At 70.1% G+C, this 11,896-nt stretch carries 13 protein-coding genes; 6 read left to right on the top strand and 7 right to left on the bottom strand.

Features of this window, described 5'->3' with window-relative positions:
• Window positions 1-137: 137 nt before the first annotated feature.
• From ACFVAV_RS34705 to clpS, 6 genes are all read right to left on the bottom strand, one after another.
• The gene (locus ACFVAV_RS34705) at window positions 138-1,100 is read right to left on the bottom strand and encodes a PLP-dependent cysteine synthase family protein (RefSeq protein WP_378854700.1); all 963 of its coding nucleotides are present in this window, start codon (window positions 1,098-1,100) and stop codon (window positions 138-140) included.
• A 4-nt stretch (window positions 1,101-1,104) separates the two neighbouring features.
• Window positions 1,105-1,383 carry a MoaD/ThiS family protein gene (locus tag ACFVAV_RS34700; protein WP_379039899.1) on the bottom strand — a complete coding sequence of 93 codons (279 nt, stop codon included), beginning with the start codon at window positions 1,381-1,383 and terminating at the stop codon, window positions 1,105-1,107.
• A gap of 34 nt (window positions 1,384-1,417) precedes the next feature.
• Window positions 1,418-1,837, bottom strand: a complete 420-nt coding sequence (locus ACFVAV_RS34695) for a Mov34/MPN/PAD-1 family protein (protein ID WP_379039902.1) — start codon at window positions 1,835-1,837, stop codon at window positions 1,418-1,420.
• A 108-nt stretch (window positions 1,838-1,945) separates the two neighbouring features.
• The gene (locus ACFVAV_RS34690; protein WP_379039898.1) at window positions 1,946-3,004 is read right to left on the bottom strand and encodes a P1 family peptidase; all 1,059 of its coding nucleotides are present in this window, start codon (window positions 3,002-3,004) and stop codon (window positions 1,946-1,948) included.
• 32 nt (window positions 3,005-3,036) lie between these two features.
• Entirely contained in the window at window positions 3,037-3,606 is a 570-nt protein-coding gene (locus tag ACFVAV_RS34685) for a DUF2017 domain-containing protein (protein ID WP_379039897.1), read from the bottom strand.
• A gap of 13 nt (window positions 3,607-3,619) precedes the next feature.
• A complete protein-coding gene (gene clpS / locus ACFVAV_RS34680; RefSeq protein WP_379039895.1) occupies window positions 3,620-3,970 on the bottom strand; it encodes an ATP-dependent Clp protease adapter ClpS in 351 nt (116 codons plus the stop codon).
• A gap of 61 nt (window positions 3,971-4,031) precedes the next feature.
• Here clpS and ACFVAV_RS34675 point away from each other — a divergent pair, with 61 nt between their 5' ends.
• The 6 genes from ACFVAV_RS34675 to ACFVAV_RS34650 all read left to right on the top strand — a co-directional run bounded on the left by ACFVAV_RS34675 (window position 4,032) and on the right by ACFVAV_RS34650 (window position 10,973).
• Window positions 4,032-5,345: a nicotinate phosphoribosyltransferase gene (locus ACFVAV_RS34675; RefSeq protein ID WP_379039894.1), complete on the top strand. Its 1,314-nt coding sequence runs from the start codon at window positions 4,032-4,034 to the stop codon at window positions 5,343-5,345.
• 73 nt (window positions 5,346-5,418) lie between these two features.
• A complete protein-coding gene (locus ACFVAV_RS34670; protein ID WP_379039901.1) occupies window positions 5,419-5,985 on the top strand; it encodes an isochorismatase family protein in 567 nt (188 codons plus the stop codon).
• Window positions 5,986-6,057: 72 nt separating this feature from the next.
• Window positions 6,058-6,594 carry a hypothetical protein gene (locus ACFVAV_RS34665; RefSeq protein WP_379039893.1) on the top strand — a complete coding sequence of 179 codons (537 nt, stop codon included), beginning with the start codon at window positions 6,058-6,060 and terminating at the stop codon, window positions 6,592-6,594.
• 55 nt (window positions 6,595-6,649) lie between these two features.
• Window positions 6,650-8,695, top strand: coding sequence for an ATP-dependent DNA helicase (locus ACFVAV_RS34660; RefSeq protein WP_379039892.1), 2,046 nt, complete (start codon window positions 6,650-6,652; stop codon window positions 8,693-8,695).
• A gap of 91 nt (window positions 8,696-8,786) precedes the next feature.
• Window positions 8,787-9,491, top strand: a complete 705-nt coding sequence (locus ACFVAV_RS34655) for a methyltransferase domain-containing protein (protein ID WP_379039891.1) — start codon at window positions 8,787-8,789, stop codon at window positions 9,489-9,491.
• Between the two features lie 219 nt (window positions 9,492-9,710).
• Window positions 9,711-10,973: a glycosyltransferase 87 family protein gene (locus tag ACFVAV_RS34650; RefSeq protein WP_379039889.1), complete on the top strand. Its 1,263-nt coding sequence runs from the start codon at window positions 9,711-9,713 to the stop codon at window positions 10,971-10,973.
• A gap of 4 nt (window positions 10,974-10,977) precedes the next feature.
• Here ACFVAV_RS34650 and ACFVAV_RS34645 read toward each other — a convergent pair whose 3' ends face one another.
• Window positions 10,978-11,790 carry a hypothetical protein gene (locus ACFVAV_RS34645; protein WP_379039888.1) on the bottom strand — a complete coding sequence of 271 codons (813 nt, stop codon included), beginning with the start codon at window positions 11,788-11,790 and terminating at the stop codon, window positions 10,978-10,980.
• Window positions 11,791-11,896 lie beyond the last annotated feature (106 nt).

Genomic DNA, 11,896 nt, shown 5'->3' with positions numbered 1-11,896 from the left:
GGGGGCCGCGGCGTGGGGGGGGTGGGGGCGGTCCGGGGTTTTTGGGGGGTTTGGGTTGCGGACGAAGGAGCAAGCAACGGCGCCTGACCGGCGGGACACAAGGGGCCGCGACTCGAGCGCGCCAGCGCTCCAAAGACTCAAGCCCAGAGCTGCCCGTCGAGCTTCTCCTCGGCCTCGTCCAGTGTTCCGTCGTAGGCGCCGGTGGACAGGTACTTCCAGCCGCCGTCGGCGACGACGAACGCGATATCGGCGCGCTTGCCCGCCTTCTGCGCCTTCTTCGCCACGCCGAGCGCGGCGTGCAGGATCGCGCCGGTGGAGATGCCGGCGAAGATGCCCTCCTCGCCGACGAGCTCGCGCGTGCGCTTCACCGCGTCGTACGGCCCGACGGAGAACCGGGTCGTCAGCACCGTCTCGTCGTACAACTCGGGGATGAACCCCTCGTCGATGTTGCGCAGCCCGTAGACCAGTTCGCCGTAGCGGGGCTCCGCGGCGACGATCTCGATGCCCGGCACGTTCTCACGCAGGAACCGCCCGGTCCCCATCAGCGTCCCGGTGGTGCCGAGCCCGGCGACGAAATGCGTGATCTCCGGCAGGTCGGCCAGCAGTTCGGGCCCGGTCGTCTCGTAGTGCGCGAGCGCGTTGGCCGGGTTGCCGTACTGGTAGAGCATCACCCAGTCGGGGTTCTGCGCGGCGATCTCCTTGGCCATGGCCACGGCCTGATTCGACCCACCGGCGGCGGGCGAATCGATGATCTCGGCGCCGAACATGGTGAGCAGCTGACGCCGCTCCACCGAGGTGTTCTCCGGCATCACACAGACGATCCGGTAGCCCTTGAGCTTGGCCGCCATGGCCAGCGAGATCCCGGTGTTGCCGCTGGTCGGCTCCAGAATGGTGCAGCCCGGCGTGAGCAGCCCGTCGGCTTCTGCCTGCTCGATCATCCGCAGCGCGGGCCGGTCCTTGATCGACCCGGTCGGATTGCGGTCCTCGAGCTTGGCCCACAGGCGCACGTGATTCTCGCCGTCCCACTGCGGGGACAGCGTCTTCAACCCGACAAGCGGGGTGTTGCCGAGCGTCGCGATGAGCGATTCGTAGCGGGCCACGATGTCAGCGCGCGCCGCCGGCCACGGCCGGCAGGATGGTGACCGACGCACCGGCGGGCACCTCGGCCGCTAGTCCACCGGCGAAGCGCACATCCTCGTCGTCGACGTAGATGTTGACGTAGCGGTTGAGCTTGCCGTCCTTGAGCAGCCGCTCGGCCAGGCCCGGGTGACTGGCGTCGAGGTTCTCGATCAGCGCCGACAGCGTCGAGCCCTCGCCCTGGACGCGCTTCTCGCCTCCGGTGAGACCTCGCATGATGGTCGGAATGGACACGGTTACCGGCATGAGGACTCCTCGGGTGTGACTTGGTTCGGTGGGTTCAGGCGTCGTAGGAATCGACGATCCGCACGGGTTCTTCGGTGACCTCGCCGTCGACGATGCGGTAGCTGCGCAGTTCGTGCTGCTCCGGGTCGCGGGTGGAGATCAGCACGTAGTGCGCGAACGGCTCGGAGGCGTAGGAGATGTCGGTGCGGCTCGGGTAGGCCTCGGTGGCGGTGTGCGAGTGGTAGATGACGACGGGGGTCTCGTCGGCGTCGTCCATCGCGCGCCAGACCTTCAGCTGCTCACCGGAATCGAAGCGGTAGAAGGTGGGCGAGCGTTCCGCGTTGACCATGGCGACGAAGCGCTCCGGCCGGTCGCTGCCCTCGGGTCCCGCGATGATGCCGCAGGCCTCGTCGGGGTGGTCGGCGCGCGCGTGCGCCACCATCTCGTCAACGAGATCGGCCCTGATCACCAGCACTTCCTCGACCCTTTCCATCTTTCCTGCGTGCTGTCGAGCACCACCTCGACAACCACCCACCCTATTCGGGTATTCCTGGCGGCGCGCACACCGGTCCCCACCAGGGCCTCAGCGCGGGAACAGATCGCGATAGGCCGGGATTCCGGCGATCGAGGTCGCGCTGAGCACGGCGTCGACGACGGCCCGCTCGACGACCACCGCGGCCGCCGTGCACAGCTGGTCGAGCAGCAGCAGGTCACCGGGGAACGCGCCGGGCAGCGGGACCGGCGGCACCGCGATCGCGCCGGTGGACAGCGCGAACAGGGTGTCGCCGTCGAGCGGGGAATGCACGGGGCGGATCGCGCGGGCCAGCCCGTCGTGGGCGGTGGCGGCGAGCCTGCGGCAGGCGATCGGGTCGAGCGCGGCGTCGGTCGCGACGACGCCGATCGTGGTGTTGAGCACGATGCTCTTCACCGGCAGCGCGTTGAGCGCGGCGATCTCCGCCTCGGTTCCCAGCCGCAGCCCGAAGAAGTCAGGACCGTCGGTGCCCGCACCCCACAGCAAACCCGTGCGCGGATCCACTACCGAGCCGACCGGATTGGCGACGATCACCGCCCCGACGGTGACCCCAGCGCCCGGCCCGTCGGCGAGCACCACACTCGCCGAACCGATTCCGCCCTTGAGCGAACCGGCCCGCGCGCCGACCCCCGCGCCCGCGGTGCCGCGCGCGAAGTCGGCCGAGGCCGCCTCCGCCGCCCGGAAACCGAAGTCGGCATCGGGCCGGATGTCCCACGCCCCGACCGGCAGATCGAAGATCACCGCGGCGGGCACGATCGGCACCACCCGGCTCGGATCGGACGGGTCCATCGGGATGCCCTCGCCGTGTTCCTCCGACCAGCGCATGACGCCCTCGGCGGCGGCGAGACCGTACGCGCTGCCGCCGGTGAGCAGCACCGAGTTCAGCTGCCGGACCGTGTTGGCCGGATCGAGCAGGTCGGTTTCCCTGGTACCCGGCCCGCCGCCACGCACGTCCACCGAGGCGGTCGCGCCGCCGGGGACCCGCACGACGGTGCAGCCGGTCGCGGCGCCCGTGCCGAGGGTGGCGTCGTCGTCGAGCACCTGGTGATGTCCGACCAGCACGCCTGCCACATCGGTGATCGCGTTGCGTGGACCGGGTGCGCTGCGCATTCGTCGACACTAACGCGCGCGCGGCGGGGAAATCAGGGGGCGAGCGCCTGCAGCAGCGAGTCCTGCATCCAGGTCAGCCAGTGGTAGACGTCCAGATGCGGCGCGCGCGGATCACTCGGCTCGAACTGCTCGGGCGTGTCGTCGTCGATGTCGAGCAGGGTGCCCAGCGCCAGCCGGACGTCGGTGAGCGCGGCCAGCCAGCCGTCGGCCTGTTCGGGGGTGAGCACGATCTTGCCGCCCGCCTCGGGGCAGCTGTCGAGCACGATCCGGCCCGCGGCCAGTTTCGCGTCGATGATCTCCGGCTCGTGCAGGCTGCGCAGCGCGGCGTTGAGATCGGCGCGCTTGGCGTCGGGGGAACCGGGCTCGGCGCGGTGGAAATCGGGCAGCAGGCGCAGCAGCTGCGGATCGTCGGGCGGGGTCGAGTTGCCGGTGCGCAGGCCGGTGAGGGCGGCCAGCTCGTCCTCGGGCGCTTCCGCGGCGCGGTCGCTGAGCAGTCCGGACACGGCGCCGATCAGGGAGCGCAGAACTGTGGCCTCGTGCTCGTCCATCTCGGATCGAAGCTTCAGGCCACTCAGTGAGTTCTTCCTGCTCCACTTGCGCACAGGACTACGGTACTCAGTCGTCGCGCTGCATTGTTGCCCAGAGCCCCGCGGCGTGTAGCCGGCGCACGTCCTGCTCCATTTTGTCCCGTGATCCGGAGGACACGACCGCCTTGCCTTCGTTGTGCACCTGCAGCATCAACTCGGTCGCCTTGGCTTTGCTGTAACCGAACAGCTTCTGGAAGATGTAGGTGACGTAGTGCATGAGGTTCACCGGGTCGTCCCAGACGACAGTGACCCACGGTCGGTCCTCGGCCTCGAGGATCTCGGTGTTCTCGACAGCCTCCGGCATCGCCTGCGCGGCTGACAGTGCGGCGTTCACGGCGTCGGTGGCGGCGCCGGTTCGAACGGTATTGCACACGGCCATAAAACCCAGGGTACGACGAGGCCGCGAAGAAACAACACCCGCGGTGACTACAGTTTCTCGTGTGCAGATCCGTGACGAGTTCGCCAGCACCGCCCTGCTGACCGATCAGTACGAGCTGACCATGCTGGCTGCCGCGCTGGCCGACGGGTCGGCGCATCGCCAGTGCACTTTCGAGGTGTTCGCCCGGCGATTGCCCAACGGCCGCCGCTACGGCGTCGTCGCGGGCACCGGCCGGTTGCTCGACGCGCTGACCCACTTCCGTTTCGGCGACGCCGAGCTGGCGGTGGTCGCGAAATTCCTCGACCCGGCCACCGTCGACTGGTTGCGGGAATATCGCTTCACCGGTGATATCGACGGCTACGCCGAGGGTGAGCTGTACTTCCCCGGTTCGCCGATCGTGACCGTGCGCGGCAGTTTCGCCGAATGCGTGCTGCTGGAGACGCTGATCCTGTCGGTCGTCAACCACGACAGCGCGATCGCCTCGGCGGCCGCGCGCATGGTGAGCGCGGCGGCGGGCAGGCGGATGATCGAGATGGGTTCGCGGCGCGCCCACGAACTGGCCGCGCCGTCGAGTTCCCGCGCCGCCTACCTGGCCGGTTTCGACGCCACCTCCAATCTGGAGGCCGTGCGCAGTTTCGGCGTGCCGGGCGCGGGCACCAGCGCGCATGCGTTCACCCTGCTGCACAGCGGCGCCGACGGCGAGCACGAGGCGGCCGCCTTCCGCAGCCAGATCGACGCGCTCGGCGTCGGGACCACCCTGCTCGTCGACACCTTCGACATCACCAGGGGCGTCGCCGCCGCCATCGAGGTGGCGGGCCCCGACCTGGGCGGCGTGCGAATCGACTCCGGTGACCTCGGCGTGCTGGCCAGGCAGGTCCGCGAGCAGCTCGACGGGCTCGGCGCCACCGGCACCCGCATCGTCGTCTCCGGTGACCTGGACGAATACTCGATCGCGGCCCTGCGCGCCGAACCGGTCGATGTGTACGGCGTCGGCACCGCCGTGGTCACCGGTTCCGGCGCGCCGACCGCGGGCATGGTCTACAAGCTGGTCGAGGTCGACGGCATTCCGGTCGCCAAGCGCAGCAGCCACAAGCAGTCGCGCGGCGGCACCAAGAAGGCCGTGCGGCTGGCCCGCGCGACCGGCACGATCGTCGAGGAGATCGTGTACCCGGCCGCCGGAGAAGCACCGGCCACCAACGGTTTCCAGGTGCGCGAGCTGCAGGTGCCGCTGGTCCGCAAGGGTGCGGTGGTCGACGGGGTGGCGACGCTGGCGCAGAGCCGGGAGCTGGTCGCGCGCGGGCTGGTCAGCCTGCCGTGGGAGGGGCTCAAGCTCTCGGCGGGCGAGCCCGCGGTGTCGACCACGTTTCTGGGCTGATCGAGTGGCCGACCCGGCGCGGGCGGGCGGAGAATGGGTCCGGCAGAGCCCTGCGGAGAAGATGGAGGACGCCATGGCACGCGGCCTGGTGATCGTGGACGTGCAGAACGACTTCTGTGAGGGCGGTTCGCTCGCCGTCACCGGTGGTGCCGCGGTGGCGGCGGCGATCAGCGCGTTCCTGGCAGGCAACCACTACGACGCCGTGGTCGCGACCAGGGATTATCACGTCGATCCCGGTCCGCACTTCGCCGACGAGCCCGACTACGTCGACACCTGGCCGCCGCACTGCCGGGTCGGCACACCGGGCGCCGACTTCCACCCGGCGCTCGACACCGGCCCGATCGAGGAAGTCTTCTCCAAGGGCGAGCACTCGGCGGCGTACTCCGGCTTCGAAGGCGCGTCGGCCGACGGCACCACGCTGGCCGACTGGCTGCGCACCCGGTCCATCGACACCGTCGACGTCGTCGGCATCGCCACCGACCACTGCGTCCGCGCCACCGCCCTGGATGCCAGGTCCGAGGGTTTCGGCACCCGGATCCTGCTCGACCTCACCGCCGGTGTCGCGCCGGAGTCGGTCACCTCCGCCCTGACGACACTGCGCGCGGCGGGCGTCGAGCTGGTCGGAGAGCTGCCCGCCTGACCCACGCGGGCCTGCGAACCGCCCCGCCTGACCAGCCGCGGCGGGCGCGGGCGGCGCGGCTAGCCTGCACGCATGGACTACCGATTCCCGGCGCAGGCACGCGACCGCCTCACCACGGCGCTGGCCGATCTCGACAGCATCCACGACGCCGCCGACATCGTCTTCTGGTCCAACCCCGTCACCGACGAGCTACAGCGCCGCGGCATCGGCGCCTTCGCCGAACTGCCGCCCGCCTTCGCCCACCTGCTGGCCCTGTCGAGCCTGCACACCAGCGTCCTGGACGCGGGTTTCAGCAGCTACCTGCGCACCCGCCGCAGCGAACTCCCCTGGGCCACACGCGGTTTGCGCGCCGCTGGGATGCCGCAACTGGCCGCGGCGGCCGTGCTGGCCGCCCGCGACGCCTCGGCCAGCTCCGCCGACGACGACCTGGACCGCTTCTTCGACGACGAGCACCAGACCATCGCCAACCCCGGCCAGATCCGCCGCCCGGACGGCGCCCGCGCCGACGACCCCGACGAGATCTACGACATCAACGAACCCGCGGACTTCGAGCAGCGCGTCCTCGACTACATCCGCGCCAACCTCGACGACTTCGTCCGCGAGTCCTGAGCTGGCTCGCCGTCGGCCGGGCGGACTTGTCCTAGGCGACGGATAAGCTGCGTCCGTGCCCGAACTTCCTCCCGTCGCCGACCTGCTCGCCACCGCCGTGCATGCCCTGGGAGGCACGGAGCGCACCGGTCAGACCACCATGGCCACCGCCGTCGACCACGCGATCGACACCAAGGAACACCTGGCGGTCCAGGCCGGTACGGGCACCGGCAAGTCGCTGGCCTATCTCGTGCCGAGCCTGCGGCACGCGGTGCGGACCGGGCGCACCGTGGTCGTCTCCACCGCGACGATCGCGCTGCAGCGTCAGCTCGTCGACCGTGATCTGCCGCGGCTGGCCGAGGCACTCGCCAAGCCGCTGGGCCGGGTGCCGCAGTTCGCGATCCTCAAGGGCCGCAACAACTATCTGTGCCTGAACAAGATCAACAGCGTGATCCCGGAGGACACCGGCGGCGAGGCCGAACTGTTCGACGCGTTCGCCATCTCCAAGCTCGGCCGCGAGGTGCAGCGACTCAACGAATGGGCCTCCGACACCGAGACCGGCGACCGCGACGAGATCGCCCCCGGCGTCAGCGACCGGGCCTGGCGCCAGGTGAGCGTGTCCTCGCGCGAATGCCTCGGCAAGACCCGCTGCCAGTTCGGCCAGGACTGCTTCGCCGAGAAGGCGCGCGCGGAATCGGCGCAGTCCGACGTGGTCGTCACCAATCACGCCCTGCTGGCCATCGACGCGATCAGCGGCATCCAGGTGCTGCCCGAACACGATGTCGTGGTCATCGACGAGGCGCACGAGCTGGTCGACCGGGTCACCGGGGTGGCGACCGCCGAACTCGCCGCGACCGCGATCAGCGCCGCCGCCCGCCGCTGCACCAAGCTGATCGACGACCGCGAGGTCGACCGGCTCGAAGGCGCCGCCGAGGCGTTCCACGAGGCTCTCGAGGACATGCCCGCGGGCCGCTGGGACCAGCTGCCCGACGGCATCGCCCCCGTGCTCGCGCTGGTCCGCGACGCCGCCTGGAACGCGCGCACCGCCATCGCACCGCAGGGCAGCGTCAAGGCCGCCGACGATCCCGACAATGCCGCCGCCCGCACGATGGCGGTGGCCGCGATCGACGACGTGCACGACGCGGCGGTGCGCGCGCTCACCGCGTTCGAGGAGGCCGATCCGGCCGCGCGCCGCGACGTCATCTGGTTGTCGGCCGACGAGATCCGCGGTGTCGCGCGCCGGACGTTGCGGATGGCGCCGCTGTCGGTGGGCGGCTTGTTGCGCAGCAGGCTGTTCGGCACCGCGACAGTCGTGCTCACCTCGGCGACGCTGCAGATCGGCGGCTCGTTCGACGGACTGGCGATCACCTGGGGCCTGCCGTCGCAGCAGGGCGGCAAGGTCGACCCGGCCATGGCCAACGGCGCGACGGCACCGGCCGACCTCGAATCGGTGCGCTGGAGCTCACTGGACGTCGGCTCCCCGTTCGACCATGCCAAGTCCGGCATCCTCTATGTCGCCAAGCACCTGCCCGCGCCCGGTCGCGACGGCCTCTCGCCCGCCTATCTCGACGAGATCGAGCAGCTCATCACCTCCGCGGGCGGGCGCACGCTGGGCCTGTTCTCCTCGATGCGCGCCGCCAAGGCCGCGACCGAGGCGCTGCGCGAACGACTCGACACACCGGTGCTGTGTCAGGGCGACGATTCGATGGGCGCGCTGGTCCGCAAGTTCGCCGCCGACCCGGCGACCTCGCTGTTCGGCACACTCACGCTGTGGCAGGGCGTCGATGTACCCGGCCCGTCGCTGAGCCTGGTCATCCTCGACCGTATTCCGTTCCCCCGCCCCGACGATCCGCTGCTCACCGCGCGGCAGCGCGCGGTGGAATCGCGGGGCGGCAACGGCTTCATGACCGTGGCGGCCAACCACGCGGCGCTGCTGCTGGCCCAGGGCACCGGACGGCTGCTGCGCAGCGTCGACGATCGCGGCGTGGTCGCGATCCTCGATTCGCGGCTGGCCACCGCCCGCTACGGCAGCTACCTGCGCGCATCGCTGCCGCCGTACTGGGAGACCACCGATCCCGAGGTGGTCGCGAAGGCACTGCGCAGGCTCACCGCGTCGGCCTGAGCTGAGGGACTGTACACCGAGTCTTGCAATCGGAATGACCACACCCATGGATTCTCCACCGGGCGAATGCAACTCGTGAGAACGTGGGGTGATGAAGCACCACGCCGATGGCGAGGTACTCGGCGAATTTCTGGTCAGCGCAAGATCTTTGGCCGAGTACCGCGCGATGTTTCACCTGTCCGACGACGATCTCACCGGTCGCCGAATTCTCGATTGCCCCGGTGGCGCAGCGAGTTTCACCGCCGAGGCCACCACGTTGGGCGCCGCGGTCACCGCGGTCGATCCGATCTACGCGCGCTCGACCACGGAGCTGTCCGTCGACGCGGTCACCGAGAACGACCGCGCCGTGGCCTGGGCCGCGGCCAACGCGCACCGCTACCGCTGGGACTGGTACGGCTCCCCCGCCGGCCACGCCGCGATCCGGCGCGGCGCGGCCCGCCGCTTCGCCGACCATGTCCGGGCCGAGCCGCACCGCTACGTCGCGGCGAGCCTGCCCGAACTCCCCTTCCCCGACGGCTCCTTCGACCTCGCCCTCAGTTCACATCTGCTGTTCAGCTACGCCGACCGCCTCGACGCCGACTTCCATCTCTCAGCGTTACTCGAACTGTCCCGCGTCACCGAGGGCGAGGCCAGGCTGTACCCCCTGCTCGACTACACCGGCGCACCACTGGACGACCTGATCGACCACCTCAGAACCGAACTACACGACAAGGGCATCCCCACCGCACTGCGCAAGACCCGCTACGAATTCCACCACGGCGCCGACACCATGCTGGTCCTGCAACCAGCCGCATGACCCGGCGCTACCGAGATCGGTTCGGCGCCATGGCTCATAGGGATCTCCTACCGACGGTGGGCCGGAGCGCAGCGGCATAACCGACGGGCGGTAGGTTCTTAGGCGTGCATACGATGCGAGCCGGCCGGTAGCACGGCCGTGGTGGAGAAATCTCGACGCGCAGAACTCCCGCGCACCGTATCGACGCTCCTCCTACTACTCGGTACCGCCGTCTTGGGCGTGACACTGCTGTTCACCACCATGAACCCGTGGATGAACGATGGCGGCATTCTCGTCGGTGGCCTCGATGTCCACATCTACCGCGACGGCGGCTGGCGGGTGCTGCACGATCGGGCGCTCTACATCGAGCCGACGCACTACGGGCTCCTCTATACCTACACGCCGTTCTCGGCGCTGGCATTCCTGCCACTGGTCCTGGTGCCCTGGGGAGCCGTCACCACGACCTGGCTGGTGCTCAACCTCGCCGTGCTGTTCGGCTGTGTCCTGCAGAGCTGGCGGATGCTCGGCTACCGGGTGACGCCGCGCCTGGCCGTCGTCAGTGCGCTGATCACGCTGGCCTGCGTCTTCGCCGAGCCCGTCCGCACCACCCTCTACTACGGGCAGATCAACCTGTGGCTCATGCTGCTCGTGCTGTGGGACTTCTCCCGCGCCGAGCACAGCAAGCTGCGCGGACTCGGCGTCGGCATCGCCGCGGGCATCAAGCTGACGCCGCTCTACTTCGTCGCCCAGTATCTGGCGCAGCGACAGTGGCGCGCCGCGGCCACCGCCGCGCTCACCTTCGTCGCGTCGATCGGCCTGACCGCCCTCGTCCTGCCCCTCGATTCCTATCAGTACTGGACCTCGACGTTCTTCCAGTCCGGCCGCATCGCCCCCGACGTCCATGCCGCCAACCAGTCCCTGCGCGGCCTCGTCGCCCATCTCACCCACGGACCCGCCCCGGTCTGGCTGTGGCTGCTCATCGCGGTGCCGATCGCGCTCGCCGCGCTGTGGCTCGCGGCCGCACTCGTGCGCCGCGGCGAACCGCTGCTGTCGGTCACCCTCGGCGGCCTCACCGCCTGCGCGGTCTCCCCCTACTCCTGGGGCCACCACTGGGTCTGGTTCGTCCCGCTGATGGTCTACCTGATCCACCGCGCCCAATCCCGAGGCCGCTGGTGGCTCGCCGCCGGTGCGCTCTACATCGCCATCGCGGCCTGGACCTACACCTACACCCCCACCTGGGTCAGCGTCGGCACCTTCCTGCTGCCACCGTGGTGGCCGGGCGCACAGGTCATGATGAACATCTACGTGGTCATCTACCTGATCGTGCTCGCCGGCATGATCCGGCTGGTCCGGTCCGCGCCGCCGCGCCCCGACCCGATCGAGCCGATCATCATCAATCCCCCTGCCGCCGAACAGGATTCCCCCGCACCGGCGGTCGTGCGCCTGAGCCGGGTCGCCGACGGGGCACACCCCGACGACGACCGCCCGGCCATGGTCGACTGAGGTCCTACCCGCAGGCCCAGTCGAAAACGCCTGATTCCAAATCGAGTTGGGCGTTGCCGCCGCCGAAGTTCATGCCCGCGACTTCTTCGATCTCCAGGTAGTACGGGGTCAGGCCTTCGGGGAGGGCCTGGACGGGGAAGGCGGTGCCGCCGAGGTGGGAGCGACCGAAGAGGGGCTCGGCCCAGGGGTTCCAGCCGGAGTCCTCGGTGAGGGGGTCCTGGTAGCGGGAGTTCGGGACGTATTCGACCGGGGGGATGCCGATATTGGGGTCGGCGGCGCGTTCGGCGAGCCAGACGCCGACGGTGGGGTGCATGTCGTCCCAGGCATTGCGGCCCTCGTCGCTCGCGACCGGGGAACCGGGCAGGCGCACGTCGGCGGGCGGGGCGACGGGGCCGCCGGCGAATTCCGCTTCGGTCAGCCAGATCAGGGCGAACACGCCGCCGATCTCGTCGTGCAGCAGCTGTAGCTGGGCATGCAGGCGGGTGGCGACCAGGTCGCGGGCGACCGGGTCGTCGGAGTCCGCGTCGGCCGCGACGGGGTTGGTCGCGTCGGCGAACTGGCCCTCACCCTGGAAGAAGGCGATCGCGGGGAAGCCGGGGCCACGGCGCTGGAAGTCGGCGGGCAGGCGCAGGGTGAGCGCGTGCATCATCGGCAGTCCGGTGACCGGTCCGCGCGGCCAGGTCGCCGGGTCGATCGCGGGACCTTCGCTGCCGATCCAGCCGGCGCGAACCGGCGCGTCGAGAGTCAGCGGTTCGCCGCCGGGCGTCTCGGCCAGTTTGTCCGCCGAATCTCCGAAACCCAGGTCGTAGGCCTTCATCGCAGCTCTCCTCTTCGATACGCGGACAATGCGCGGCACCGCTTCGACAGGCGCCGTCGACGAGGGTAATCGGTGCCGGCGACAGGCACGCGCACTGCGTGGAACG

Source organism: Nocardia sp. NPDC057663 (assembly GCF_042799895.1).
Taxonomy (GTDB): Bacteria; Actinomycetota; Actinomycetes; order Mycobacteriales; family Mycobacteriaceae; genus Nocardia.
Note: the sequence above shows the minus strand (reverse complement) of the source record. Positions and strands in the feature narration are given on the sequence as shown.